Annotated in this window: 27 protein-coding genes; 18 read left to right on the top strand and 9 right to left on the bottom strand. The window is 36.9% G+C overall.

Going from position 1 to position 24,771, the window contains the following annotated elements; genetic code table 11:
• The first annotated feature begins 39 nt into the window (after window positions 1-39).
• The 9 genes from SCA31_RS08845 to SCA31_RS08885 all read left to right on the top strand — a co-directional run bounded on the left by SCA31_RS08845 (window position 40) and on the right by SCA31_RS08885 (window position 8,806).
• Window positions 40-690, top strand: a complete 651-nt coding sequence (locus tag SCA31_RS08845; RefSeq protein ID WP_410696574.1) for a hypothetical protein — start codon at window positions 40-42, stop codon at window positions 688-690.
• A complete protein-coding gene (gene ureE, locus SCA31_RS08850; RefSeq protein WP_410696575.1) occupies window positions 680-1,189 on the top strand; it encodes an urease accessory protein UreE in 510 nt (169 codons plus the stop codon). Before SCA31_RS08845 ends, ureE begins: the two co-directional genes overlap by 11 nt.
• A 4-nt stretch (window positions 1,190-1,193) precedes the next feature.
• Window positions 1,194-1,883, top strand: a complete 690-nt coding sequence (locus tag SCA31_RS08855; RefSeq protein WP_410696609.1) for an urease accessory protein UreF — start codon at window positions 1,194-1,196, stop codon at window positions 1,881-1,883.
• A 120-nt stretch (window positions 1,884-2,003) separates the two neighbouring features.
• On the top strand, window positions 2,004-2,642 hold the full coding sequence (gene ureG, locus SCA31_RS08860; RefSeq protein ID WP_106915183.1) for an urease accessory protein UreG: 639 nt from the start codon (window positions 2,004-2,006) through the stop codon (window positions 2,640-2,642).
• Window positions 2,643-3,431, top strand: coding sequence for an urease accessory protein UreD (locus SCA31_RS08865; RefSeq protein WP_410696576.1), 789 nt, complete (start codon window positions 2,643-2,645; stop codon window positions 3,429-3,431).
• A 203-nt stretch (window positions 3,432-3,634) separates the two neighbouring features.
• Window positions 3,635-4,336 (top strand): hypothetical protein, encoded by a 702-nt coding sequence (locus tag SCA31_RS08870; RefSeq protein WP_410696577.1) that lies wholly within the window; start codon window positions 3,635-3,637, stop codon window positions 4,334-4,336.
• A 164-nt stretch (window positions 4,337-4,500) separates the two neighbouring features.
• Window positions 4,501-5,388, top strand: a complete 888-nt coding sequence (locus tag SCA31_RS08875; protein ID WP_410696578.1) for an urea transporter — start codon at window positions 4,501-4,503, stop codon at window positions 5,386-5,388.
• 189 nt (window positions 5,389-5,577) lie between these two features.
• Window positions 5,578-7,824, top strand: a complete 2,247-nt coding sequence (locus tag SCA31_RS08880) for a TonB-dependent receptor (RefSeq protein WP_410696579.1) — start codon at window positions 5,578-5,580, stop codon at window positions 7,822-7,824.
• Window positions 7,825-7,918: 94 nt separating this feature from the next.
• Window positions 7,919-8,806: a helix-turn-helix domain-containing protein gene (locus SCA31_RS08885; protein WP_410696580.1), complete on the top strand. Its 888-nt coding sequence runs from the start codon at window positions 7,919-7,921 to the stop codon at window positions 8,804-8,806.
• An 8-nt stretch (window positions 8,807-8,814) separates the two neighbouring features.
• On the opposite strand, the gene SCA31_RS08890 is transcribed toward SCA31_RS08885, so the two are convergent.
• Both SCA31_RS08890 and SCA31_RS08895 read right to left on the bottom strand, forming a co-directional pair.
• The gene (locus SCA31_RS08890; RefSeq protein WP_410696581.1) at window positions 8,815-9,924 is read right to left on the bottom strand and encodes a DNA topoisomerase IB; all 1,110 of its coding nucleotides are present in this window, start codon (window positions 9,922-9,924) and stop codon (window positions 8,815-8,817) included.
• A gap of 199 nt (window positions 9,925-10,123) precedes the next feature.
• Window positions 10,124-10,561, bottom strand: a complete 438-nt coding sequence (locus tag SCA31_RS08895) for a DUF6526 family protein (protein ID WP_410696582.1) — start codon at window positions 10,559-10,561, stop codon at window positions 10,124-10,126.
• A 364-nt stretch (window positions 10,562-10,925) separates the two neighbouring features.
• Between SCA31_RS08895 and SCA31_RS08900 the strand changes: the two genes are divergently transcribed.
• From SCA31_RS08900 to SCA31_RS08915, 4 genes are all read left to right on the top strand, one after another.
• The gene (locus SCA31_RS08900) at window positions 10,926-12,695 is read left to right on the top strand and encodes an aminopeptidase P family protein (RefSeq protein WP_410696583.1); all 1,770 of its coding nucleotides are present in this window, start codon (window positions 10,926-10,928) and stop codon (window positions 12,693-12,695) included.
• A 319-nt stretch (window positions 12,696-13,014) separates the two neighbouring features.
• Window positions 13,015-13,581, top strand: coding sequence for a Crp/Fnr family transcriptional regulator (locus SCA31_RS08905; RefSeq protein ID WP_410696584.1), 567 nt, complete (start codon window positions 13,015-13,017; stop codon window positions 13,579-13,581).
• A gap of 53 nt (window positions 13,582-13,634) precedes the next feature.
• A complete protein-coding gene (locus SCA31_RS08910; RefSeq protein ID WP_410696585.1) occupies window positions 13,635-14,660 on the top strand; it encodes a saccharopine dehydrogenase in 1,026 nt (341 codons plus the stop codon).
• Window positions 14,657-15,235 (top strand): NAD(P)H-dependent oxidoreductase, encoded by a 579-nt coding sequence (locus SCA31_RS08915; RefSeq protein WP_410696586.1) that lies wholly within the window; start codon window positions 14,657-14,659, stop codon window positions 15,233-15,235. The genes SCA31_RS08910 and SCA31_RS08915 overlap by 4 nt, the downstream gene beginning before the upstream one ends.
• 86 nt (window positions 15,236-15,321) lie before the next feature.
• Here SCA31_RS08915 and SCA31_RS08920 read toward each other — a convergent pair whose 3' ends face one another.
• From SCA31_RS08920 to SCA31_RS08930, 3 genes are all read right to left on the bottom strand, one after another.
• Complete coding sequence (locus tag SCA31_RS08920; protein WP_410696587.1) at window positions 15,322-16,044, bottom strand: siderophore-interacting protein; 723 nt, start codon at window positions 16,042-16,044, stop codon at window positions 15,322-15,324.
• An 81-nt stretch (window positions 16,045-16,125) separates the two neighbouring features.
• Complete coding sequence (locus SCA31_RS08925) at window positions 16,126-17,001, bottom strand: AraC family transcriptional regulator (protein ID WP_410696588.1); 876 nt, start codon at window positions 16,999-17,001, stop codon at window positions 16,126-16,128.
• A 35-nt stretch (window positions 17,002-17,036) separates the two neighbouring features.
• A complete protein-coding gene (locus SCA31_RS08930) occupies window positions 17,037-17,672 on the bottom strand; it encodes a LysE family translocator (RefSeq protein WP_410696589.1) in 636 nt (211 codons plus the stop codon).
• A 240-nt stretch (window positions 17,673-17,912) separates the two neighbouring features.
• On the opposite strand from SCA31_RS08930, the gene SCA31_RS08935 reads away from it, so the two are divergent.
• Together SCA31_RS08935 and SCA31_RS08940 are read left to right on the top strand one after the other, a co-directional pair.
• Window positions 17,913-18,494 carry a helix-turn-helix domain-containing protein gene (locus SCA31_RS08935; protein WP_410696590.1) on the top strand — a complete coding sequence of 194 codons (582 nt, stop codon included), beginning with the start codon at window positions 17,913-17,915 and terminating at the stop codon, window positions 18,492-18,494.
• A gap of 85 nt (window positions 18,495-18,579) precedes the next feature.
• Window positions 18,580-20,067, top strand: a complete 1,488-nt coding sequence (locus SCA31_RS08940) for a serine hydrolase (protein WP_410696610.1) — start codon at window positions 18,580-18,582, stop codon at window positions 20,065-20,067.
• An 82-nt stretch (window positions 20,068-20,149) separates the two neighbouring features.
• Here SCA31_RS08940 and SCA31_RS08945 read toward each other — a convergent pair whose 3' ends face one another.
• Window positions 20,150-20,695: a hypothetical protein gene (locus SCA31_RS08945; RefSeq protein ID WP_410696591.1), complete on the bottom strand. Its 546-nt coding sequence runs from the start codon at window positions 20,693-20,695 to the stop codon at window positions 20,150-20,152.
• Window positions 20,696-20,967: 272 nt separating this feature from the next.
• On the opposite strand from SCA31_RS08945, the gene SCA31_RS08950 reads away from it, so the two are divergent.
• On the top strand, window positions 20,968-21,690 hold the full coding sequence (locus SCA31_RS08950) for a hypothetical protein (protein ID WP_410696592.1): 723 nt from the start codon (window positions 20,968-20,970) through the stop codon (window positions 21,688-21,690).
• A gap of 22 nt (window positions 21,691-21,712) precedes the next feature.
• Here the strand turns inward: SCA31_RS08950 and SCA31_RS08955 are convergent, their stop codons facing one another.
• The 3 genes from SCA31_RS08955 to SCA31_RS08965 are packed head-to-tail and all read right to left on the bottom strand — an operon-like array spanning window position 21,713 to window position 23,739.
• Window positions 21,713-22,447 carry a hypothetical protein gene (locus tag SCA31_RS08955; protein ID WP_410696593.1) on the bottom strand — a complete coding sequence of 245 codons (735 nt, stop codon included), beginning with the start codon at window positions 22,445-22,447 and terminating at the stop codon, window positions 21,713-21,715.
• A gap of 21 nt (window positions 22,448-22,468) precedes the next feature.
• Window positions 22,469-22,900 (bottom strand): hypothetical protein, encoded by a 432-nt coding sequence (locus tag SCA31_RS08960; RefSeq protein ID WP_410696594.1) that lies wholly within the window; start codon window positions 22,898-22,900, stop codon window positions 22,469-22,471.
• Window positions 22,897-23,739 carry a WG repeat-containing protein gene (locus SCA31_RS08965; RefSeq protein ID WP_410696595.1) on the bottom strand — a complete coding sequence of 281 codons (843 nt, stop codon included), beginning with the start codon at window positions 23,737-23,739 and terminating at the stop codon, window positions 22,897-22,899. Before SCA31_RS08965 ends, SCA31_RS08960 begins: the two co-directional genes overlap by 4 nt.
• 97 nt (window positions 23,740-23,836) lie before the next feature.
• Between SCA31_RS08965 and SCA31_RS08970 the strand changes: the two genes are divergently transcribed.
• Window positions 23,837-24,229, top strand: a complete 393-nt coding sequence (locus tag SCA31_RS08970; RefSeq protein ID WP_410696596.1) for a hypothetical protein — start codon at window positions 23,837-23,839, stop codon at window positions 24,227-24,229.
• A gap of 48 nt (window positions 24,230-24,277) precedes the next feature.
• Window positions 24,278-24,661 (top strand): hypothetical protein, encoded by a 384-nt coding sequence (locus tag SCA31_RS08975; protein WP_410696597.1) that lies wholly within the window; start codon window positions 24,278-24,280, stop codon window positions 24,659-24,661.
• Window positions 24,662-24,771 lie beyond the last annotated feature (110 nt).

Here is a 24,771-nt window from a genome sequence, read left to right on the forward strand (position 1 = left end):
TCAAGCAGAATTTAAAATAATTATAGAACTAAGTTTAGAATGAAATATTTAAATAAAACAGTTTTTTCTCTTGCAATAGCCGGATTGTCTATCCTTTCAGGGAATATAAATGCTCAGTTTTTGGGCGGACATAGGCTTAAAAGTGATGAAGAAGGGCCAAAAGGACAGTTTATGGTCTACGGTTCATTGGATTATTCTAAAGTTACTACCCCATCCAGCAGCAGCAGTACTGTTTCCAGCGCGCCACTTGGAGTAGGGTACTTCATCAATAATAATGACCTTGTCGGAATCAATTATGCCTATTCTCAAAACTCTGTTAATCATGATGTGGTTTATAAACAAAATGAAGCAGGAATCTGGTATAGTCCCTCATTAATGCTTGGGAAATATTTTGTATTGATAGGGCAGGTGGATGCTCATTATGTTTGGGGACAGCAGGGAGCAGGAACAGCAGACTCTATGCAGAATTTTACAGGATTTCGTCTCCGTGCCTATCCTTTAATCGGGATATTGCTTGGAAGTGGATGGGCCTTGAAATTCAAATTTGCTGAGCTTTCCATGCTTCAGACCAAAGTAAAAGAGGTAGGCTGGACCAAAAGCTATGTGGCAGGAATCAGTGGTTCAACATTCGGAGTAGGCATTTCTAAAAACTTTGACTTCAGAAAAAAATCGAAAAAAGATGATAATTAATCAAACCATAGGCAATCTAACTGAAAACCCTACAGAAAAAATTATAGATTATCTGGATCTGGAATGGTTTGAAACCACCAAAAGGATTCAACGTAAAAAAACAAGACAAGGAACGGATGTTGCCATCAAGTTTCTTAAGGAGGGACAACGTCTGCGTGAGGGTGATATTCTTTTCGAGAATACAGAAAAAGTAATAGCCATCAATGTTTTGGAGACAGATGCTATTGTAATGGAGCCGGGTTCTCTATTAGAAATGGGAACCGTATGTTATGAAATAGGGAACAAGCATATTCCACTTTTTATTCAGGATGATAAAGTGCTGCTTCCTTTTGAAATGCCCATGTTCAGATGGCTGGAGGCAAGTGGCTTTAAACCGGAAAAACAAACCGTAAAGCTGTTGAATCTTCTTAAATCCAATGTAGAACCTCACGGACATGGAAGTCTTGGTTCAACCATCTTCACCAAAATCCTAAAAATGGCAGCCCCAAAAGATGAATAATACTATGAATATCAATTTTTTGTCAAGTCTGCTTCATCTTGCAGATCCGACACTTCCGATTGGAGGATATACCCACTCCAACGGTCTGGAAACTTATGTACAGGAAAGAATTGTACATAATCTGGAAACTGCAAAGGAATTTGTGCAGAACATGCTTCAGTACAATCTTAAATTCAATGACGGAGCTTTTGTAAAACTGGCCTATAAAGCAGCAGAAAACAATGATCTACACTTATTGTTAAAGCTGGATAATGAATGTAATGCCATAAAATGCCCAAAGGAAATCCGCCAGGCCAGTCAAAAACTGGGTTTAAGGCTGATCAAAATATTCAAAAGAAGGGATACTTTTCCTTTTATGGAGGCTTTTGAAAAAGCAGTGCAAAACAAGGAAGCCAATTCTCATTACTGTATCGTATTCGGGGTATATGCTTATTTAATGAAAATTCCTTTATACGAAGCATTATTGGGCTTCTATCATACCTCTGTTGCTGGAATGATCACGAATGCCGTAAAACTGGTTCCTCTGGGGCAGCTTGACGGGCAGGATATTCTGTTTTCCCTATATCCTGTAATGGAAAAAACAGTCTGGGAAACGATGGAACTCGATAGGGATATGGTAGGACTTTGTAATACCGCTTTTGATATCAGATGTATGCAGCATGAAAGACTTTATTCCAGACTTTATATGTCGTAAAGAAGCGAATAGATGAAAGGTTTTTTACCAAGTAAAATATTTTAAAAACCTTAAAGTAGCCTTAATTAAAGAAAACCTTAGCACTTCTGGCGTTAAAAAATAAAATAAAATTTAGAAAAAATGGAAAATAGAAAATATATAAAAGTAGGGGTAGCAGGACCTGTAGGATCAGGAAAAACTGCATTACTAGAACGTTTAAGCAGAAAATTATTCGGGAAATATGATCTTGGAGTCATTACCAATGATATTTATACCAAGGAAGATGCCGAATTTATGGCTAAAAACAGTCTTCTTCCACATGACAGAATTATCGGAGTAGAAACAGGAGGCTGCCCTCACACTGCCATTCGTGAAGATGCAAGTATGAACCTTGAAGCAGTAGATGAGCTGGCTGAACGTTTTCCGGATATTGAACTGGTTCTTATTGAAAGCGGCGGTGATAATCTTTCTGCAACATTCAGTCCTGACCTTGCAGACGTTACCATCTTTATCATTGACGTTGCAGAGGGAGAAAAAATTCCTAGAAAAGGAGGCCCGGGTATTACAAGATCAGACTTATTGATCATTAACAAGATTGACCTTGCCCCTTATGTGGGGGCGAGTCTGGAAGTAATGGAAAATGATGCCAGAAGAATGAGAAAAGGAAATCCATTTGTATTTACCAATCTTAAAACAGATGAAGGGCTGGATAAAGTAATTGGCTGGATTAAAAAATATGCCCTTTTAGAAGAAATTGAAGAACCGAACCTCGTAAGATAAATGGATAGTCGTTTACATATTATCGCAGGATTCAAGGGAGGAGAGTCATATGTGAAAGATCTGTATGTTTCACTTCCTTTCAGAGTTGTTTCTGTTGGACAACGAAAAAGCGATAAAAAACTGTATCAGATGATCATGAGTTCTTCTCCCGGTATTTTGGATGGAGACCATTATCACCTTGATGTAGTCCTTGAAAAAGGAGCATCTCTTCAGCTGCAGTCACAATCGTATCAGAGGCTTTTCAATATGAGAGATAAGGCACTTCAGGAGCTGAATGTTAGCATGGAGGATGAAACTTCCTTTGCCTATGTTCCGCATCCCATTGTTCCTCATGAAGATTCCAATTTTAAAAGTAAAACAAATGTTCAGATCTGGAAAAACAGCCAGGTCATTATGAGTGAGATTATTACCTGTGGAAGAAAACATTATGGAGAGGTTTTCAAGCTGAAACGTTTTCAAAATCTTATGGAAATCTACCATCAAAATAAACTGGTAGTGAAAGATAATGTGGTGATTCAGCCTGAAATAATTCCTATCAGCAGTATTGGAAATCTGGAACAATATACCCATCAGGGAACTTTGATATTCTACAGCACAAAGGAAAATGTAGACAAGAATGGCTTAATAGAAAACATTGTAGAGGCGGCTGCAGTGCACCTTGAAGAAATGGAGGTTGGCGTTTCTGCTATGGAAGATAATGGCTTTGTAGTAAGAGCTTTGGGACATGGAGGAGAATTGATGTACAATTTCTTTCTTCATATTCAGGAAATGCTCTGGTCTTTGGAATAAAAAAATTAAAATGATTCTTATGTAGGTTGAGAGTATCGTTGAATATTAAAAAAAACTGTAGGTTGATCAGATTAAGCAGACAAAGCATTGAATTCAAGCATAGTCATCTGCGAAACCTCCAAAATCTGCGAGAAAAATATTCAATGGAAAAAAGATTTACCCAAAACTTAAAAAAGAATCAGTAATAACAGAATAAATAGAAAATGGATAGTACAGTTTGGGCACTTCTTCTGAGTGCCGTTTCAATAAGTTTTATACATACAGCATCAGGACCGGACCATTACCTGCCGTTCATTGTGATCTCAAAATCCAAAAAATGGAGTGGGGTGAAAACCGCAGTCTTAACTGTTGTTTGCGGGTTAGGACATGTATTAAGCTCTTTGGTTTTAGGCTTTATTGGTGTGTTTCTGGGATGGCAGCTGAATAAAATATCATGGTTTCAGGATATCAGGGGGAATTTTTCAGGATGGGCACTGCTTATCTTCGGGGGAGTTTATCTGGTTTATGGGCTGATTCAGGCTATCAGAAATAAACCTCATAAACACTTTGATGTAATGGGAGATGACGTGTATGTGTATGAGCATAATCACAGTGAAGTGGTAATGCCGCAGAAAAGAATAAAAGTAACGCCACTTGTCCTTTTTATGATCTTTGTAATGGGACCCAGTGAACCTTTGATTCCTTTATTATTCTATTCCGGAGTAAAACACTCCATGTCTGAAATAGCAGTACTAGTTACTTCATTTACAGCCACTACGGTACTCACCATGCTTGGAATGGTTCTTTTAGGACGTTATGGCTACTCAACACTATTCAATACCGAAAAACTTGAAAGATATATGGGAGTAGTTAGTGGAGCCGTAGTAACGGTTTGCGGAGTCGGAATGGTATTTCTGGGCTGGTAAGTGAGTTGGAGTGTTTGAGAGTAGAAGCATGGTAGAGTGTGTGAGTTGTGGAGTGATCGTAATTAAGAACAATCATTTATACCTATAAATTACAACCTCCAACCTGAAATCTAACTTCTAATATCTAACCTCTTATTATACAAAATAGATTATACAAAAAAACTATGGACGAATTTTTTAAAAAAATACCTTTTATAGACAATGTTTTAAAAGGAATCGGGCAGATTATGCTTCAGGAGAACAGATGGACCGGGCTTTTGTTTCTCATAGGAATTTTTATGGGAAGCTGGCAGGGAGGTGTTGCGGTATTGCTTTCAACGGCAGCCGGAACTTTTACAGCCATGAAGCTTAGATATGATCAATCCCAAATCAATGCCGGATTATACGGTTTCAGTGCAGCGCTTGTAGGAGTAGCATTGTCCTTTGTATTTCAAACCACCTTGTTGATCTGGGTACTTATTGTATTGGGGGGAGCCTTGGCAGCCATTATTCAGCATTTCTTTATTCAAAAGAAGATTCCGGTATTTACTTTTCCTTTTATCATCATTACCTGGGTATGTGTTTTTGCATTACATCAATTGACACAGATTCCGCCTTCAGCAGCAGTTGCTGCTAGCATAGAACCTGTTGATTATGATGATTTCCTTACCTGTACCAATGCCTTTGGTGAAGTTATATTTCAGGGGGGTGTACTTTCGGGAGTCATTTTCTTTATTGCTGTTTTTATCAGTTCGCCGGTTGCTGCTTTGTACGGTTTTTTAGGAGCTATTTTGGGATCTTATGTCTCTCATATGCATGGTGAGCCTATTGATAAAATCCACATGGGACTTTTTGGTTTCAATGCCGTGCTTTCGGCCATCGTTTTTTCAGGGTTCAAAAAGATAGACGGAATTTGGGTTTTCATGGCTGTGGTATTAACGGTACTCATTGATGATTATCTGGTGGATAATAATACGTTGAATGCAGTAGGCGGGGTGCTTACCTTCCCATTTGTTGCAGGAACATGGATTACACTTTTACTCCAAAAGGTTTTTATAAAGGTAAAAGGATGATGCCCGATTTGTGACTTATTAGACGGAGACTTTACTAATACAGCCCAATAAGAACTGTCTAAGAAGACATTCATAAATGAAAAGATTAAAATTATATAAAAAATTAACAAACTTAATGTACAATAGCTCTAAAGTGTGTTTAGAATCATAAATACATTCTACATTGTACATTTTCAAAAAAAGATTAAAATGAAGATAACTAAAATAGCAGCCGTATTTCTGGTCATGGCATTCAGTGGTAAAACAATGGCTCAGGAAACAGAAAAACAACTGTTAATAAAAGATGCAGATGACAAATTTCCCATTGCAGATGCCCTGGTAAAATACGACCACGGAAATAGCCATACCCATACAGGAACAGACGGTACCTTCGCTATTCCTGTTAAATCTCTACCCGATACGCTGGTGATTAGCCATCAGGGATACGATGAGGTGAAATGGGTAGTTACCAAAGATGAAGATAGAAGTAAGGTTATTTTTTTACAGCATAAGCCATTTCAGATCTCAGAAGTAGCCATTAATCACAGCTCATTTCTGTCGGCTATCACCAAGGTTGATCTGAATAAATTTCCGGTTAATTCAGCACAGGATTTGTTGAGAAAAGTACCGGGATTATTCATTGCACAGCATGCCGGAGGTGGAAAGGCGGAACAGCTTTTTTTAAGAGGATTTGACGCAGATCATGGTACAGACGTAAGTGTGAATGTAGACGGAATGCCTGTAAATATCGTTTCTCACGCCCATGGACAAGGATATTCTGACCTACACTTTGTGATCCCGGAAACCGTAAATAATATTGACTTCGGAAAAGGAGCTTATTATATGGACCGTGGAGATTTTAATACGGCAGGATATGTCGATTTTCAGACCTATAACGGATTGAAAAATAGCATGATCAAGCTGGAGGGAGGTTCATTTAATTCCAAAAGAGTATTAGGAATGTTCAATATTCTGCATGATGATCTTGGGAGAAAGAATGCTTATATCGCTGCAGAATACAATTATACAGACGGACCTTTTGATGTAAAACAGAATTTTAACAGAGTCAATATTTTTGGAAAGTATAACCAATGGCTTACCGATAATGATTATTTCAATATTCAGTTTTCAACATTCAATTCTTCATGGAATGCATCAGGACAGATTCCTGAACGTGCCGTAGACGAGGGAATCATTGGCAGATGGGGAAGCATAGATCCTACCGAGGGTGGTAAAACTTCCAGAACAAACCTTCAAATGAATTTTAAGCATATCATTTCTCCCTCTGAGCAGATAGATGCCATGGCTTTTTATTCAAAATATAACTTCAACCTCTATTCCGATTTTACCTTTTACTTAAAAGATAAAGATCATGGAGATGAAATTCAGCAGACAGACGGAAGAAATATCTATGGGGCAGAAGTGAAATATACCAAAAGCTTCTCACTTCCCAATAGCTCACTGAACTGGACCTCAGGAATAGGATTAAGAAATGATGACATCAATACATTACAGCTTAATCATGTTTACCACAGAGATCTATTGCTCAACAGAATGTCAGACGTAAACGGAACGGAAACCAATCTTCATGCCTACACAGGGTTAGTCTGGAAAACAGGAAAATGGACAATCAATCCTGCATTGAGAGTAGATCATTTTATTTTCAATATGCATAACCTTTTGGATGCAGAACAATTACCGTCCGGACAGTCAAAAGAAGCAACAAGGCTAAGCCCTAAATTAAACTTCTCCTATGCACAGAATGATAACGTAATGTGGTTCCTGAAAACAGGAATGGGCTTCCACTCCAATGATCTGAGAGTAGTGGTGCCCAATAAAAATGAAAATACCCTTCCTTATTCTATTGGTGCCGATTTTGGGGTAAGATTACATCCTTTCAAATCGCTTATTATTACTCCTGCCGTTTGGTATATGGATCTGCAGCAGGAATTTGTATATGTAGGAGATGATGCCGTAGTAGAACCATCCGGAAAATCAAGACGTTTTGGAGCAGATCTGGGAATTCGTTTTCAACCATTGGAAAACTTTTATTTGAATGCCGATATCAATTACTCTCACGGAAGATTCCTCGAAGAAGAAAAAGGTCAGGATTATATTCCATTAGCACCGGTAGTGACCAGTACAGGATCTGTAAACTGGGACTTCCTGAACGGTTTTTCTTTAGGACTTCAATACCGTTACCTTGGAGAAAGACCAGCAGTGGAAGACAATAGTATCAAGACAAAAGCTTACTTCGTAAATGATCTGATGCTTTCCTATAACCGTCAGAAGTGGGGAGCGAATATTCAGGTTAATAACCTTTTCAATGTAAAATGGAATGAAGCCCAATTTGCAACAGAAACTCAATTGAAAGGAGAGGCAGAGCCTATCACAGATCTTACTTACACACCAGGAAGCCCGTTTGGGGTGAGAGTAGGCGTGTACTATAAGTTTTAAGCAGAATGTCGGATGTATACTTTTTACATCCGACATTACACAAAACAATCAACATATTCAATTTCAGCATTAAATTTGTAATAATCAATTCATCATGGAAGTATTATCCAATTTTCAATACAAAAAACTGTTTCTCCCGAATATCGCAGAGAAAATATTAGTCAATAATGCGGATATACAGCTCTATCGGATAGAGGATTACCTTAAAGGGATTCTGATGCCGGTAATTCCGTACCGCACAACTTTTAACTTTATTATTTTCGTTACCAAAGGAAAAATTAAACAGTATCTTGAAAACAAGGAATATCATGCTGAAAAAGGAGGAGTAATCTTTATTAAACAAGGAACAATAACTGCAACTGTAGAATTGTCAGATGACATTGAAGGATTTTTTCTTGCCTATGAAAATAATATTCTATCCGAACAGGAACTCCCCAAGCATAAAAGCAGTATTTTCTTTATGACGCCTTTCCTGAACCTGGATAGCCTTACTTATGGCACCATAACGCAGCTTCTCCTCATTATGGAACAGGAATTATGGCTCAGTAATCTTAACGTAAATGATGTGGTAGTCACCATGCTTCACCTTATTCTGATCAAAATGCTGAGTACAGACTCAGATACCCACCACAAGTCTGCTACACGTCCCATGGAATTGTCTCTTCAGTTTCGGGATCTTTTGTTCAAATATCATGTGGGAGAAAAGCGGGTGGCATACTATGCTGATAAACTATCCGTAACGGAAAGCTATCTGAATAAATGTGTAAAAAGCGTGACGCAGAAATCACCGAAACAATGGATCAATGAGATTGATATCAATTACAGTAAGGCACTCCTTCATTCCAGTAAAGATATTGCAGAGATTGCTTATGAACTGAATTTTCATACCGCCTCCCATTTTACTCAGCTATTCAAAAAAATTGCAGGCATTACCCCTAAAGAATATAGAACTCAGTTTTTGACAAATAGAGTTCCTAAGTAAATATAATGTTAAACGATCTTTTCATTTTCCAGAATCTTAAGAACAAGCTTTTCTACTTTTGTCAGGTTGGCTTTTCCGTCGTTTTCTTCAATAATTTCTAATTCGTCAAGATATTTTTGGATCCTATTGTTTTCATAAAGGTTAATAACTAAGGGATGTACATAATATTTCCTGCAAACGGCAGTCGTGTTTCCGAGATGTTCTGCAACAATATCCAATGCCTCCTTTACATTTTTTTTATATTGAGTATCATTTTCTGCATATCCAATCTCCTTAAAGGCCATCAATGCACTTACAGTTCCGGACCATGTCCTGAAATCCTTGGCCGTAAAATCATCGCCACTTATTTCCCTGATGTAGTCATTTACCATTCCGGAATCTATAGAGTTTCTGTTTCCCTCTTCATCAAAATATTGAAAAAGCTCCTTTCCGGGAATATCTTTGCATTTTTGTACCAGCCTCGCCAATCTTTTACTTCTCATATCCACCTCATGTATGACACCTTTCTTTCCTTTAAATGAAAATGTTATTTTTTGTCCCTTGATTTTTACATGCTTATTCTTTAGTGTAGTAAGGCCAAAAGAACCATATAGTTTTTCATAGACATTATTGCCAATACGAATATTGGTTCTTTGCAATAGGCTCACAATTAGCGCAAGGGTTTTTCGTTTTTCAAAGGACCTCAATGCTAGATCCTGCTCTATATGAAGTCGGATATCAGGCAGTGTATATCCGAAGTGCAGCATTCTATAGAATTTTGTATGATTTCTCAGGGCACTCCATAAAGGGTGATAGCGATATTGTTTTCTTTGCTTAGCATCAAAACCTGTTGCCTGCAGATGACCATTTTCCAACGCACAAATCCAGACGTTTTCCCAGGCTGGGGGAATCACCAGTTTATTAATTCTGGTGATCTCATCTTTCTCCTTTATTTTTTTACCATCCTTGTAATAAGAAAATTTTGTACCGTTTTTTTTACGTGTAATTCCGGTATTTTCTGCATCGGTGGTATATACGAGATGTACCGCCTTTGCAGAAGCTTCCGGATCCTTCATGATTTTCACAATCTTTGATGGCTTCAGGTGAGAGATCTTCTCTAAATCTGTATTCTCCTCCATAGAAAATGGTTAAGAGTTTTTACCCTTCGAAAAAATCAGTAAAAGAATCACTACTATTACACAGACTAAGAGGATTCCCCACCACATTCCAGCCTTAAAAATTGTTTCAACCGCTCCACAGCTTGTTAAAGTCAACAAACTGAATATCGTTATACTGTAAAAGATCCACTTTTTCATAGCTATATATTTTACGGGTGTATTACACTCTGAGTTGATCGGCTTTCCAGTTTTTAATGGACCTTTTGATCTCATCCCCGGAAATGTTTTCATGGAGTGCCTTGTATAAAAGGTCCTTAAATTCCTCATCATACGTAAATCTTAGGGCAGCAATCTGGTCAAATCTCAATTTTTCAACCGTTTCATCAGATCTTTTATTGAAAATCTCAAAATATCGTTGCCTGAACTCAAGAATAACCATACGATTCTGCAGTCCTAGCGCATAATGCTGCCTAGTCATAAACGCAAGATAAAAAAGCAGAAAGATCACTATGGAAAACAGGCTCCAGATCAGTTTATTATCAGGATCATTCCCTATTTTGTAGATTCCAAATATTTCCAATATGATCAATAAAGGAAGATAGATAAAATGATGAGGTGGATAAAACTTCCTGTGATTTTTATAATTCTGCTGTTTCATATCGTAGAATACAGCAATAATCTTTCCAAAAGCTTATTGTTTTAATAATTAATTAGGTTTTATTTCATGAAATATGTTTAGTTATTTGTTTAATTTGCTGAAAATTTTAAAGTTTTAAAAGAAAAATAAAGAAATAACATGCAATAGAATATACTGGTTGCCATTTGTCATAAAACGCGTAGCATTTATATGAAAATTAGATCTGTGAGCCTCAAATTTTTTCAAATTCAATGATGAGACCTATCAATGAATGTCGTCGACCAGGATTAATTAAAAAATAATAGATTATTAAGGAAAATAGGAGATTGATTTCACGCTCTGACTTCAAATTTTTCGTAACTTTCGGTGTTTAAAAATGAAAAGAATGACTTCAAAGGAAAAAGTTGCTGCGCTTCGTGAAGAAATGCAGAAAAATAATGTTGATGCATTTATAGTATATTCTGCAGATCCTCATATGAGTGAGTATCTTCCTGAAGAATGGCAGGAGAGATCTTGGCTTTCAGGATTTTTAGGTTCTGCCGGTTTTGTGGTAATTACCAAAAATAAAGGTGGACTTTGGACAGACGGAAGATACTTTACACAGGCTGCCATTGAATTGGATGGTTCAGGAATCGACCTTTTCAAGGACGGACTAGAGGGAACTCCCAATTATATCGATTGGATCATTTCTGAAATTCCTGCCGGTGGTAAAGTGGCTGTAAATGCCTTAGCTGCTTCTAATGCCAATTGGGAACTGCTTTCTCAAAAATTTAATTCAAAAAATATTACCCTTGCTGATATCCCTCTTTTAAAGGAGGTTTGGAAAGAAAGAGGAACGCCATCCACTAACCCGATCTTTGTACATCCTGTAGAAAGAGCCGGTAAATCTGTGGCGGATAAACTTTCTGCTATCCGTCAGAAGATGGAAGAGCAGGAAGCAACCGTTCATATCATCTCCAGTCTGGATGATGTAGCATGGACCTCTAACCTCAGAGGAAGCGATGTACAAAGCAATCCTGTATTTTTAGGGTACATGGTCATCACTAAAAATGATGCGGTCCTATTCACAGGTTTAGAAAAACTTGAGGTAGCAGCCAGAAAACAAATGGATGATTCTTTCGTGAAAATGATGCCTTACGAAGAATTTTATAACTATCTGAAAGAATTCAAAAATAAAAAAGTATTGGTTTCTCCAAACAGTAACCAGCAGATTTTTGAAACATTAAAGGCCGATAATCAGTTTATCAAGGCTCCGGTTCCTGGAAACCTGATGAAAGCTCAGAAAAATGAAGCAGAACTGGAAGGTTTTAGAAAAGTAATGGTAAGAGATGGGGTAGCCATGGTAAAATTCCTTTACTGGTTAACGCACAATGCCGGAAAAGAAGCCATGAATGAATATTCCATCGGTGAAAAGCTGAGAAGCTTCCGTGCTGCTGGAGAGAACTTTGTAGGAGAAAGCTTCGGTTCCATTATAGGATATAAGGATAATGGTGCTATCATGCACTATTCTGCAAAGAAAGAAGGAAGTAAAGAGGTAACCAACGAGGAAACGATCCTTGTAGATTCAGGAGGTCAGTATCTTGAGGGAACTACAGATATTACAAGAACTTTTGCATTAGGAAGACCATCTGAAGAGTTCAAAAGAAACTCTACATTGGTATTGCAGGGCTTAATCCGTTTATCAATGGTGAAATTCCCGAAAGGCACAAAAGGAGTACACCTTGATGCCATTGCAAGACTTCCGTTATGGATGGAAGGGAAAGACTTCAACCACGGAACAGGACATGGAGTAGGAAGCTTCATGAATGTTCACGAGGGACCACAAAACATCAGAAAAGATCTGAACCCGCAGGATCTTCTTCCAGGAATGGTTTGTTCTAACGAACCTGGATATTATCTTGAAGGACAATACGGAATTCGTCATGAAAACCTTATTGCGGTGAAAGAAGCAGAGAAAACGATTCACGGAACATTCTATGAATTTGAAACATTAACATTCTGCCCATTCTTTAAAGATACTGTTGTTAAAGAAATCCTTTCAGAAACAGAAATTGAATGGTTGAATAGCTACCACAAAACTTGTGAGGAAAAAATAGGTCCTCATTTGGATGGAGAAGTTAAAGAATGGTTCTTACAATTGGTAAGCCCGCTTTAATAATAAGGCATAAAATCAGAATTAAACATTAGATTCTGATATTCAGCCTTAAGCTCTCAATTTTAAACAAGATAATTGTTAGATAAGAAAAGTCCTGTAAGTATTTCTTGCAGGGCTTTTTCATTTATACAACCGTATTTTTACGGATAAAACTTTAGGGATTCCCCTGATGGAAGAAAATTAGACTGTATTTATCTTTGTGACAACAAAAACATCATTCATATCTTCATACAATAACTTAGTAAATTCAAAACGGTTGATCATCCCACTCTGGGATGATTTTTTTTATTTATTTTCGCCGTATAAGAAACTTGAAACAATGGTACATGATTTTTTTCGAAGCTTTAATCTATTTTCAGAAAGCGAGATTGAGGAGTTTTTACAACTTTTTGAGCTTAGAAAAGTAAATAAGAATGATTATTTCATCCACGAGGGCGAAAGATGCAGGGAAGTAGCCTTTATTAAGTCCGGTATCTTCCGTTCTTTTTATCTTTCAGACGACGGTAAGGATATGACCTACTGCTTCAGGTTTCCTAATACGCTTATGGCGGCGTATTCATCATTTATTTCCGGATCTCTCAGTAAAGAAAATATGCAGGCCATTACTGATGCAGAGCTGTTGGTTCTCAAAAAAGAATCAATGGATACAATTGTACAGGATAATCTTAACTGGGCTAAGTTTTTAAAAATTATTGCGGAACAGGAATATCTTGAGCTCGAAAATAGATTTTTCCAGCTTCAGAGGGACAGTGCCTCCCGACGTTATGCAGCCCTTCTGGAAAATTATCCGGACTATATTCAAAAAATTCCGTTACAGTATCTTGCATCCTATTTGGGAATTACCCAGCGGCATTTAAGCCGTATCAGAAAGGAAGTTTCTTTTTAGACATTTGTCCTGTTTATTGGTTTCCCAGCTCTATAATTTTGTAAAAAAAAGATATGGAGCACAATATTCTCATCATTGGAGGAAACGGACTGGTAGGCAGGACAATTGCACGGATATTACAATCAAGAAATCCTCATTCGATTATTTTTATCGGAGGAAGAAAAGGAGGGAAGACAGAGTGGGATTTGAAAATTGACGTAACCGATCCTGCTTCTTTTCAGGTTATTTCTGATAAAAAAATAAAACTGATTATTCTGTCAGTGAATGATAAGTCTGATCAGGTCCTGCGATATGCGATCAAGAATGCTATTGATTATTTAGATATTACAAAACCAACTCCCGATCTGGCAAAGGCCTATGACATTGCAGGGAAATCAGACGTAAACAGCAGAATTGTCTTCAGTTCCGGCTGGATGGGAGGCATTGTACCAGGGCTGGTTAATACCATTTCACAGGATGCGGATACCATTCAGCAGGTGAAGCTTTTCGTATATTATTCTGCTAAAGATCTGGCAGGGGAAAGTTCTGCTCATTTTATGGCAGAAAATGTAGCGGTTCCTTTCCATGATTATAAAAACGATCAACCTGTTTCTATCAGACACTTTTTAAATACCGAAACTTTTGATTTCTCCTTTGGAATCGGGAAAAGAAATGCCTATAATTTTGATGTTCCGGATCTTTATATCCTCAACAAAATAGAAAGAGTACCTAATGTAAGTGTTAAGATGACTTATAACTCTAAGTTTATTACCTGGCTGCTCGGGAGTTTTCAGTATCTAAGGATCTTTAATATTTTATCTTTAAAGGAAAGAAAAATGATTTTCGGATCCAGTGGAAATGGAGATCAGGCCGTCTTTGAAATTATTGTAAAAGACAAAAAAGGGAATAAGAAATTAAGCCTGCAAAGTACAAAGGGACAGGCGGAACTTACTGCATTATCTGCGGTTCTGCATGCGGAAGAGCTAGCACGAAATCCTCATGAAAATAAAGTGTACTTCAGCCATCAATTGCATGAGCCATTGTCATTATTGGCACAGCTTAATGCCTATGAAACGATTAACATCAATTTAGCACAATGAAAAAAATAGCCATTATCAACGGCCATCCCAATAAAGAGTCTTTCAATGTTGGAATAGCCTCAGCCTACAAAGCAGGAGCCATGGAATCAGGTGTAGAAATAAAGGAAATTATCATTGCGGATCTCAATTTTAATCCTAATCTACAGTTTGGATATCAAAAAAGAATGGAGCTGGAACCTGATTTAATAAAAGCCTGGGAAATTATCAAATGGGCAGATCATTTAGTTTGGATACATCCAGTGTGGTGGGGAGGTCTGCCTGCGCTTATGAAAGGTTTTATAGATCGGCTTTTTCTCCCCGGATTTGCTTATAAATACAGAGAAAACTCGGTGTGGTGGGATAAACTTTTAAAAGGAAAAACAGCACATATCATTACAACCCTAGATCAGCCGGGTTGGTATTATTGGCTTATGTATGGAAAACCTAGTGTCAATCAGTTGAAAAAATCAACCTTAGAATTCTGTGGGGTAAAACCGGTAAAGGTGACTTATCTAGGAATTATCAGGGATTCTAAAGAAGAGCAACGGACAAAATGGCTGGAAAGGGTGAGAGGATTGGGAAGAGGCTTAAAATAAAGCTTTTTACAGAGGAGATTGAGCTAAAAATAGTCTGCGATTCCTACATCCTTACCTTGATAAGTTGTAGGAATCGGACTTGTTTTTTATAATCCTTTCTTTCCTTCTATCCAGTAAGCCTGTGATTTAATGCACTTCGGAGACACCTCCTTAGCCTTAAGGAACTTTCGGATCAATGACATTCTTTCTCCATTTCCGGTAAGATAGAAAATAACATCATTGTTGTATACCGCCAGTTTTTCTTCCCTTAGAAAGTCGCTTAAGGCCTCTATAATACCCATTGTATTATTTTTAGGAGCATGGTAGCCATATAAACTGAGTGCCTCCAAGGCTGTTGGTTCCTCAAGCTCATGAAGACATATGTAGGAACAGGTAGATTTCTCTGCAGCCTCTTTAATGGAAAGAGAGCTGCCCAATGAAGTTTCATCACCTATGGAGAAATGAATTTTAGCATTAGAATCAAAAAAATGTTTACCTCTGGGCATCAATATTTTGATAGGATCTCCAATGGATAATCCGGTGATAAAATTACTTCCTACTGCATTGGTATCATGAAGATGAAAAACAACATCGAAAGTACCCGTTTCCCTGTTAAAGTTGAAAGGGGAATAGTTACGGAAATCCCGATCGTTAATTCTTATTCCTATGGCATAGGCCGGCTCGAAGTGAACATCCTCTAAGTCTGTTGCAAAACGCATTCTACGAAGATTATGGGAAATATTTTCTATATGGATAACGGTGCAGGTTTTAAATTTTGAGGACCAGACATTTTCTATTGTGTCATTGATCCATTTTGGTAAACTTGACATAAATATTTTTATTGCAAAGGACGTTGCAAAATTGAAATATACCGATAGCCGTTTCAGGGAATTGGTTGGACTATTCGTGGTTTATTGTTTATGTTGTGTTTTTGCTCTGAATTCTGATGGTGAGATGTTTTCCAGTTTTGAAAATAAGCGGCTGAAATAAGTATGATCACTGTATCCCAATTCATAGGCTATTTCTTTTACCGTAAGATGGGTAAAAGCCAATAGTCGTTTTGCTTCCATTAAAAGTTCCTGATGAATCCAGTGTTGTGCTGGTTTTCCTGTCACTTCACGAATAACCTCTGTAAGATAACCTCTTGAGATATTTAAAGTCTCCGCATATTCTGATGGACTTTTCAGGGTTTTGAATTCTTTTCTTACTAATATTTTAAAGGCTCTTGTCAGTTGTAAGGCTCTACTTTCACCGGATACCTCCGAATAGCTTTCACAAGAATAAATAAAAGAAAACATTCCGGTAAGGGCATTAAGCAACGACTGGATAATTAAAGATCCCTCCTTGGAAGTAGTTAATGCTTCATCGGTATAAGAAGCATACAGCAGATTGGCAATGCTATTCAGTTTTTCAATCCAGCTTGTATCAACTGAGAGTGGCTGAATGATCTCCAGAGATTCCTCAAAGACAGAACGTACTGCATCCGGAATAAGATCTGCGTTAATCGCTATAAACCACCCATAAACATTCTCCATTAAAAGTCCCTGATGCACCTGTCCGGGTAATACACAGAAAATGGTAGGATCCTGGGCTTCCATAGTATTAAAATCCACCATCATTCTTACATGTCCGCTTTCCATACAGGTGAAAATATAATGATTATCGCGATGTATTCCTTTATCCAAAAGCTTATCTTCCGAACTGTTGCTGCGCTTTTCCATTCTTTCAATAAGAAAGGAGTGTTGGGAAATATCACTTAAATCGTAGGTGGGAATAGACTGCTTCATCTTTTTGAATGGATGTTGTAAAATTTAAAGTATTATTACTTAGCCTTTGAAAATGCCATTTTCACCGCCAGATAAGTCAGTATACTGGCCATAAACCACTTTTGTACTTTAATCCAGATCGGGTTATGGGAAAAGAATAGTGCTGCTCTTGCTGCCGTAAGAACAATCACAAAATTAATACTAAAGCTTACAAATACCTGAACGATACCAAGCTCCAGACTTTGAGTGAATACAGAGCCATATTCGGGCTTGATAAATTGCGGGAAAAATGATAAATAAAAAACAGCGACTTTTGGATTGAGTACATTCGTTAAAAAGCCTACTGTAAAAAGCTTTTTAGGACTGTCATGTGAATTGCTTTGCTCAACATCAAAAATATTTTTACTATTGGGCTTAATGGCCTGATAAGCCAGATATAAAAGATAAACCGTTCCTAATACTTTAAGAACTGTATATGCAAACGGAACAGCCAAGAGAACAGCAGTTAAACCAAATGATACCATAACAATGTGAAACAAAAAACCACAGACTACTCCTGCCAGCGAAATAAAACCGGACTTCTTTCCCTGAGTAATTGATTTTGAAATCAGGTAAATCATATTAGGTCCCGGGCTAATTACTAAGACAAGTGCGGCCAGAACAAAAAAGAAGAGTTCATGAAGAGGTATCATTTCAATTAATTTTTATACAAAGGTCTTATTAATTAAAACAAGGAGCAATACTCTCATCAATATTTAATGAAAATGATACATGTTTATGGCTGAGGGAAAAACGTTTACAAACATTATTATTATCATTGATTAATAGAATAGAGTTCTTTCCATTATCCTGTGTTTTTAATTTTTGAAAAAGCTGTAAATTAGCCGTCAGAAATTAATTAAGAATACCTCTTTTTTAGAATATATTAAACTATGTCCAAGCTAAAAACGGCAAGAGAACAGAAGAATCTTACCCAGGAAGAATTGTCAGAGAAATCCAAGATTTCTGTAAGGACCATTCAGCGGATAGAAGCAGGAACAGAACCCAAGGGACATACCTTAAGGGCCCTTGCGCAGGCATTGGATATAGAAGAAAATTTGTTACAGGATATAGCAGCAACTTCTGAAATGGGTGAAGTAATAGATGATCAGGTAATCGCCGAAGTAAAAGAAGAACAATCTGATATCAATTATTCCCAGATTAAAATAATTAATCTTTCGTCATTGCCATTCATTCTTTTGCCACCATTGAATATTCTCGTTCCGTTTCTTCTGATGTTTACAATGAAGCAGAGAAATACCTTGGCCAGACAAATTATTTCAGTTCAGATGATATGGACGGTTATGGCGCCTATTGTATTTATGTTGGGGATCTTTTTAAAGCTTGGAAGACAGTTTACATTGGTATTGATGATCCTTATTGTGCTTTCCAATGTATTTATTATCCTTCGCAATGCTGCAGAGATCGACCGAAATAAGAAATTATATTATAGATTGAAATTCAGTATGATATAGTTCTTGTCAGGGTATTGTCGGGTTTTTGTCGGGTTCATTTTGAGTCAAAAAATACTTGAAAATATAATCTTTGTCAAAAAAAACAATGACAAAGTCTGCTCAGTGTATTCTCTTTTTCTTTATTCTGTTTTTTGGCAGTATTCATGCACAAATCGAAAAAGCAGATCCTCTTTACAGAACAATTATCTCGAAAGATAGTTTACTTTTTTCAGTAGGATTCAATACCTGTAATATAAAACAGACCGAAGCCGTGCTAAGTGATCGGCTTGAATTTTATCACGATAAAGATGGCTTTTCCGATAAAATAAAATTCATGACTGATTTTAAAAATGGATTATGTAAAGATCCGGATACCTATCGAGCCAAAAGAGTTCTGGTGGATAAAAGCACTCAAATTTATCCGTTGTATAAAGATGGAAAAGTCTATGCTGCCATTCAGAATGGAGACCACATCTTTTATGAAAAAGAAAAAAATCAAGCTGAAAAATTAGTGGGAGGAGCCAAGTTCACCAATCTTTGGACCTTGGAAAATGGAGACTGGAAGCTGACTCGATCGCTGAGCTTTGATCACCATGCCAAGGAGGCTAATGATCAGCAAACAGTTTTTGATAACGACCAGGAAATTGAAAACTGGCTAATTGAAAATAAAATCCCAACACTTGGATTAGGAATTATTGATGGGGGAGAATTGAAGCAGGTAAAAGTTTTTGGTGAAATAAAAAAGAACGTTCCAGCACCTTATAATACCTATTTCAATGTGGCTTCCCTTACCAAGCCTGTAACCGCAATGGTTGCATTACGTCTGATAAGTCTGGGAAAATGGAAACTGGATGAGCCTCTCGATATCTATTGGATAGATCCGGATATTGCCAATGACCCGAGACATAAAAAGCTGACGACCCGACTTATTCTGACCCATCAGACAGGATTTTCCAACTGGAGATGGATGAATGCCGACAAAAAACTGAATTTCCAGTTTGATCCGGGAATAAAATATCAATATTCAGGAGAGGGTTTTGAATACCTTAAAAAAGCTCTGGAAAAGAAGTTCAAAAAACCATTGGAACAACTTGCTCAGGAACTTATTTTTCAACCGATGAGAATGAATGATACCCATTATATCTGGGATCAGAATACTGATGAATCAAGGTTTGCTATTGGATATAACGAAAAGGGAGAACCTTACCCGACAGAAAAGAATAAAACAGCCAATGCTGCCGATGATCTTCATACAACGATAGAGGATTATGGAAATTTCATGGTCAATGTTATGAAAGGAAAAGATCTGAAGCCGGACGTATTTCAGGAAATGATCAAAAAACAGTCGAAAATAAAGGAAGATCTCTATTTCGGATTGGGACTTTCAGTATACGATCTTGGAAATAGAGATTATGCGCTGTCTCATGGAGGGGCTGATAAGGGAACAAGATGTATTGCCTTTGTATTGCCAACAAACGGAAAAGGGATTCTGATATTTACCAATGTGGATGATGGCTATAAAGTATATGAAAAGCTGGTTCTTCATTATCTGGGAGCGCAGGGAAAGAAAATTATTGATATAGAAAACAGATAATGGTAAGATTGATAAAAAAATGTCTGCTCCTCAAAACGAGAAGCAGACAATTTTTTTATATTTTATTTCAAGGCAGAGGTTTCTACTTCACCTTTTCCAAAAGATATAACTTGGCACCGGAAAAAGCCATTTTAGGCATCAGATTTCCCTCCAGAACCATAGTTTTGCTATTTACATCAATAACTGAAATATAATTATTGGAGTTGTATTCAATATAATTCTCCTTTTCCTTGGTTATAGGATTTTTTCCAAATTCCAGAGAATATTTTACCCAGTCTTCCTTGTCAGAACTGCAATGTACAGGCTTGAATTTGGATTTATTAGCCTTAAAAATAATCTGATCAAAACTCTCTGTACAGTCTGATGTAAAAGAACCGTCAGGGTTCTGATCTTTAGAAAAATCTTCAAATGAACCACGATAAACGCCTACCACTTTCCAGGTTCCATCCAATCGGTCTTCATCTATTTTCCCTTTGGCTTTGCTTACAGCCCAGCTGATTCCGTTTACCGTCCCTTTTACCGCTTTATATCCTATACTTACTGCCCCTGAAACTACTTTTGTAGCAGTTCTTACCACACAAGAATGTAAAGTAAGAAGAGCAAAAGCCAGAAATATTATTTTTTTCATTTTGTCAAATTTTTTACGAAGATAATATTTTAAGATGAGTCTTATCCATAATACTGCTTTGTTGTACAAATTGAAAGATAAAATATAATAGGCTTAAAGATCTGATCAAAGCATACATGGAAATGATATAGATGTTTGTAGTTAAGAGATTTTGACTTAAAAATACTAGGAAGTTTCAAAAAGTACGGAAATAACAATTTTTTTTAATAGGTTCGCCTTTCAGGAAATTGAAATACATTCACCAGCCAATTATTAGTATTTAAAAGAATGATATGTATATAGCACTTATTTTTTTCATCATTATCGTTGTCTCCGCAATATTCTTCTTTGTATTTATTTCCAGATCGGGGCAAAGAGGAGAATTTACCGGATCAGATTCCTCAAATCAAATGTTGGATCAGATCACTATTCAGAAACGGGAAGATTATTTCATACGTATGAAAGCGCGGCAGCGTGCAGTAAATATTATTTTCTTAGTCTTTATTGCTATTGTATTTTCCTTTCCCTTTTTTTTGACTCTCTTTGATACATTGAGTTTCCAAGGCAAATTGGATGCAGAACGTTATGATGCCCGAATGAAAGACAGTTATCTCTTGTTGGGAGGGATGGCAGGATTGGGAATGTTATTTTTTTTCCTGGTTTCCTGGCTGATGAATAAAATGACACAGAATTACCGAAGGGTTATATTGAGTCTGGATCAGGCACATTTCGAGAAAATGATTGATGTAAACCAGTCTATGAATATGGTGGACGGTTTTATGCTGGCTCCGCCTTTTATCATTGGCCAATCCTCTATATATGTATTTAAACTGGGTAGGGTATTGGCATTTCCATGGACGGATATTACAAATATTAAAATTACAAGTGCTCCCCGCAGCGGCTTTTTTGTAAGAATGAAAGTTTGGGAGAAGATTTATTTCTTTTCAATAGGGGACCGCACCATGATGAATATCCTTGAAGCAGAATGTGTACATCGTGGAATACCAAGATCCTAACCAATTGGGCTTTATTATGAATCTATTGTACCCAACTGCGAACTTTCTCAAAGAAGAAATCATACAGTTTCTTATCGATGTTATTGTGATCGTAGAGTGAAATGTTTTGTTCAGAAATATTTAATAACAGGGAAATTTCATGTTTTTTGGAGATTATTCCTGATTGAAAAATACTACTTTGAGACATGGTCTCTACATATTCCCGGAACTGCTCTTTGGTAAGCTTCTTATTTTTAATGTGGGCCATTGTATGCTGAGATTTGTCAGAGGAGTACAATACATAGCGAACAGTACCATCTTTTTTTACCGTTATTTCTTCACTTTCCCAGGTATCAGAATTCACACGCCGAATGTATAGGGAGTCTGCTTTTTCAAAATTAATTTTATGGTATTTCGCTTTATTATCCTGTCGGGTAAGATAATCCATACCATGATCAGCATGTTCTTTTCTAAACGTTGCCTCTGAAAGATCAAAATGAGTATTAATGGAGTCCGGCTTCAGGGAAACCACACCCTGTGCCAGCTGAAACGTTCCCGTTGCAAAATCCTCGGTAGTATAATCTCCCTGATCATTTTGATGATACATACTGAAAGTTTGATCTTCGTTTAACCGCATTATTTCCGTATTGGCACAACATCCATTGACCTTTGGAAGCATTTCCGACTGAATAATATAGGTTCCTGAAACCTGCTTGGCCTTGTTGCAGCTACTGAAAATTATAGCTGATAAAAGGGTAATGGCTGCTAGTACTTTCATTGGATTTTGTTCTGGTTATATTTAATTCGTCGTCGGAGGGGTCTCTATTTTTTCAAAGGTATAGGTAAGTTGGTAATAGATCTTACCCTCTTGATAGGTTTTTCCTAAGGGATTTACCTCTTCACCCATTAATAACCTCTTCTTCTCAACCTGGTTTTTCCGATACTTTTTTAAGGTAGGCAGAAGATAAGATACCTGTGTGGTCTTTCCCTGGTCATTATCATTAATAAACAACCATTCATCAAATTTTTTGTTGACATAACAGGCTAAGTTACCACCCATTTTTTTCGGTCCGGAATACTTGAGTTTAAATCCTTTTTGGATTAAAAGACTGTCTGCTTTCGCTCCATTAGACATTATATCATACCAAATGTTGGACGATGTTAGCGTTTGTGCCGATGACAGGAAAATTCCTGTGGTAATGGCTATAAGAATTAGTATTTTTTGTCTCATTTCATTTCTTCCTTTCTCAGCAGTTTTCCTTCCTGACTGAAGTAATAGTAGGCGTCGTCTTTCAATAACTGTATTTCCTCACCGGTAAAGAGCTGTTCAGAATATTCGGCTGGGATAATTGTTTTGAGCTTAAAATCAGAGACTCCATATAATCCGTTTTTTTGAATAATAACGGAAGTGTCAGTAAGCGTGACAAGTTCTGTATTGCTTAATTCTATACGATATTTTCCGTTTTCATCAATCATGCCCCACTGATCTCCAACTCTGACGAGAGCGTGATATTGATTCTTACTTTTTACAAGATGGAAACTATAAACTTCATCATACCGAAACGGAACAAGGATCTTGTTATGAATGTCTATTATCCCTTTCTTACCATTCTTTTTAGCAGCAATAAGGTTGCTGTACATCGGGTCAAGGATTTCATATTCTATGGGGATTAATATTTCATTTTTGTCATTGACAATTCCACTCAGATCATTTTTAGAAACCATTATAAAACCATTTGTAAGCCCTATCATGCTGTAATTATTATCAAAACCAATGATCCATTCTCCCTTTCTGTTCAGAATCCCATACTTTTCCGTGTTGGAAATATGCTCTTCCTTTCTTCTTCCTGATTCATCATATTCATGTTCAGCCTTGGAAACAAGATAATAGCCATCTGTATTATTGGAAGCACTACAAAACTGTGGCGGAACCACAAGGGTGCCATCTGCAAGATAATAGCCAATATAGCCTTTCTTTTTGTCACTTACAGGAAATAATTCAGGATACTTTTGTGCAAATATCAAAAGGCAGGGAAAAGATAAAAGTATTGAAATTATCGTTTTCTTCATCATATTATTAAGTATTTGTCACTCCTTAAATGTACATAATATTGTTTTGACTCTGTTCATCCTATTTTTTGTACTTTTAAAAATAAGATTAATAATAATGAAAACCATACTCAGCTGCATCCTTTTTACGTGTACTGTACAAACTGTATTTTCACAGGCTGATAAAACTCTAAAGAAAGCAGACAGCGTTGCACTTGCCCATCCGTTGTACCATAATTTTAGGGTAGATGACCTTCGGATAGGCCTAAGATATCTGATAAAGGATGAGCCTTATAAGTCTGACCCGACTCTGATACAATATACATCTAACCTTAAGGATAAACTGGAAAGAACCAACATTGCCCATTATATTGAGGAACTGCGCTATTTTGCAGACCTGAAGATTGATGAAAAGTACAAAGATAATTATGATGAGGAAATCGTGAATATCAATCATACGGCATCACATGCTTTGGCAGATGTATTTCTTGGAAAAAAGGATTATGAATAGGCAGAAAAATATTTTCATAAGGCACTTGTAGAACATCAGTTATTCAGTGTGAGCGGAACTACCATAGAAAAAGATTCTCACAGAATTGAGTATGATCTGGTAAAAGTATATCAGAATCTGGGGCGGAAAGATGAGGCTTATGGCTATCTTTTGGCTCTGATTAACTCGCAATGGAACTATTCATTAGGAGAAAAGGGGATTATAGCCATGGCGGAGAATGATGATAAAAAGAAACTGAAGAAAGATATTGATAAGGCATTGAAAACCTTTGTGGTACGCCCTGATTATTTCCTAGAGTTTACTTTTAGGGGAAAGAAAATCCTTTTTTGGAATGCATTGCCTTTGAATAAAGAGTATTTTTCGAAAAATATTATGAAAACAGAATTTTATAAATCATTGAATCTCTATATTTTAGATGGGAATTTAAAATAATAAAACCAAACACCTGATGAAAATATTCTCTTTTGCAATCCTGTTATTGCTTGTATGCTCCTGCTCCCCAATCATTGTAATGAAAAAACATTATAACCTGAAAAACAATC

The organism is Chryseobacterium sp. SIMBA_028 (assembly GCF_046535285.1).
Taxonomy (GTDB): Bacteria; Bacteroidota; Bacteroidia; order Flavobacteriales; family Weeksellaceae; genus Chryseobacterium.

Coding starts and splice junctions, on each gene's coding strand:
- SCA31_RS08845 (WP_410696574.1), top strand. CDS start 40: ATGAAATATTTAAATAAAACAGTTTTTTCTCTTGCAATAGCCGGATTG.
- ureE (WP_410696575.1), top strand. CDS start 680: ATGATAATTAATCAAACCATAGGCAATCTAACTGAAAACCCTACAGAA.
- SCA31_RS08855 (WP_410696609.1), top strand. CDS start 1,194: ATGAATATCAATTTTTTGTCAAGTCTGCTTCATCTTGCAGATCCGACA.
- ureG (WP_106915183.1), top strand. CDS start 2,004: ATGGAAAATAGAAAATATATAAAAGTAGGGGTAGCAGGACCTGTAGGA.
- SCA31_RS08865 (WP_410696576.1), top strand. CDS start 2,643: ATGGATAGTCGTTTACATATTATCGCAGGATTCAAGGGAGGAGAGTCA.
- SCA31_RS08870 (WP_410696577.1), top strand. CDS start 3,635: ATGGATAGTACAGTTTGGGCACTTCTTCTGAGTGCCGTTTCAATAAGT.
- SCA31_RS08875 (WP_410696578.1), top strand. CDS start 4,501: ATGGACGAATTTTTTAAAAAAATACCTTTTATAGACAATGTTTTAAAA.
- SCA31_RS08880 (WP_410696579.1), top strand. CDS start 5,578: ATGAAGATAACTAAAATAGCAGCCGTATTTCTGGTCATGGCATTCAGT.
- SCA31_RS08885 (WP_410696580.1), top strand. CDS start 7,919: ATGGAAGTATTATCCAATTTTCAATACAAAAAACTGTTTCTCCCGAAT.
- SCA31_RS08890 (WP_410696581.1), bottom strand. CDS start 9,924: ATGGAGGAGAATACAGATTTAGAGAAGATCTCTCACCTGAAGCCATCA.
- SCA31_RS08895 (WP_410696582.1), bottom strand. CDS start 10,561: ATGAAACAGCAGAATTATAAAAATCACAGGAAGTTTTATCCACCTCAT.
- SCA31_RS08900 (WP_410696583.1), top strand. CDS start 10,926: ATGACTTCAAAGGAAAAAGTTGCTGCGCTTCGTGAAGAAATGCAGAAA.
- SCA31_RS08905 (WP_410696584.1), top strand. CDS start 13,015: ATGGTACATGATTTTTTTCGAAGCTTTAATCTATTTTCAGAAAGCGAG.
- SCA31_RS08910 (WP_410696585.1), top strand. CDS start 13,635: ATGGAGCACAATATTCTCATCATTGGAGGAAACGGACTGGTAGGCAGG.
- SCA31_RS08915 (WP_410696586.1), top strand. CDS start 14,657: ATGAAAAAAATAGCCATTATCAACGGCCATCCCAATAAAGAGTCTTTC.
- SCA31_RS08920 (WP_410696587.1), bottom strand. CDS start 16,044: ATGTCAAGTTTACCAAAATGGATCAATGACACAATAGAAAATGTCTGG.
- SCA31_RS08925 (WP_410696588.1), bottom strand. CDS start 17,001: ATGAAGCAGTCTATTCCCACCTACGATTTAAGTGATATTTCCCAACAC.
- SCA31_RS08930 (WP_410696589.1), bottom strand. CDS start 17,672: ATGATACCTCTTCATGAACTCTTCTTTTTTGTTCTGGCCGCACTTGTC.
- SCA31_RS08935 (WP_410696590.1), top strand. CDS start 17,913: ATGTCCAAGCTAAAAACGGCAAGAGAACAGAAGAATCTTACCCAGGAA.
- SCA31_RS08940 (WP_410696610.1), top strand. CDS start 18,580: ATGACAAAGTCTGCTCAGTGTATTCTCTTTTTCTTTATTCTGTTTTTT.
- SCA31_RS08945 (WP_410696591.1), bottom strand. CDS start 20,695: ATGAAAAAAATAATATTTCTGGCTTTTGCTCTTCTTACTTTACATTCT.
- SCA31_RS08950 (WP_410696592.1), top strand. CDS start 20,968: ATGTATATAGCACTTATTTTTTTCATCATTATCGTTGTCTCCGCAATA.
- SCA31_RS08955 (WP_410696593.1), bottom strand. CDS start 22,447: ATGAAAGTACTAGCAGCCATTACCCTTTTATCAGCTATAATTTTCAGT.
- SCA31_RS08960 (WP_410696594.1), bottom strand. CDS start 22,900: ATGAGACAAAAAATACTAATTCTTATAGCCATTACCACAGGAATTTTC.
- SCA31_RS08965 (WP_410696595.1), bottom strand. CDS start 23,739: ATGAAGAAAACGATAATTTCAATACTTTTATCTTTTCCCTGCCTTTTG.
- SCA31_RS08970 (WP_410696596.1), top strand. CDS start 23,837: ATGAAAACCATACTCAGCTGCATCCTTTTTACGTGTACTGTACAAACT.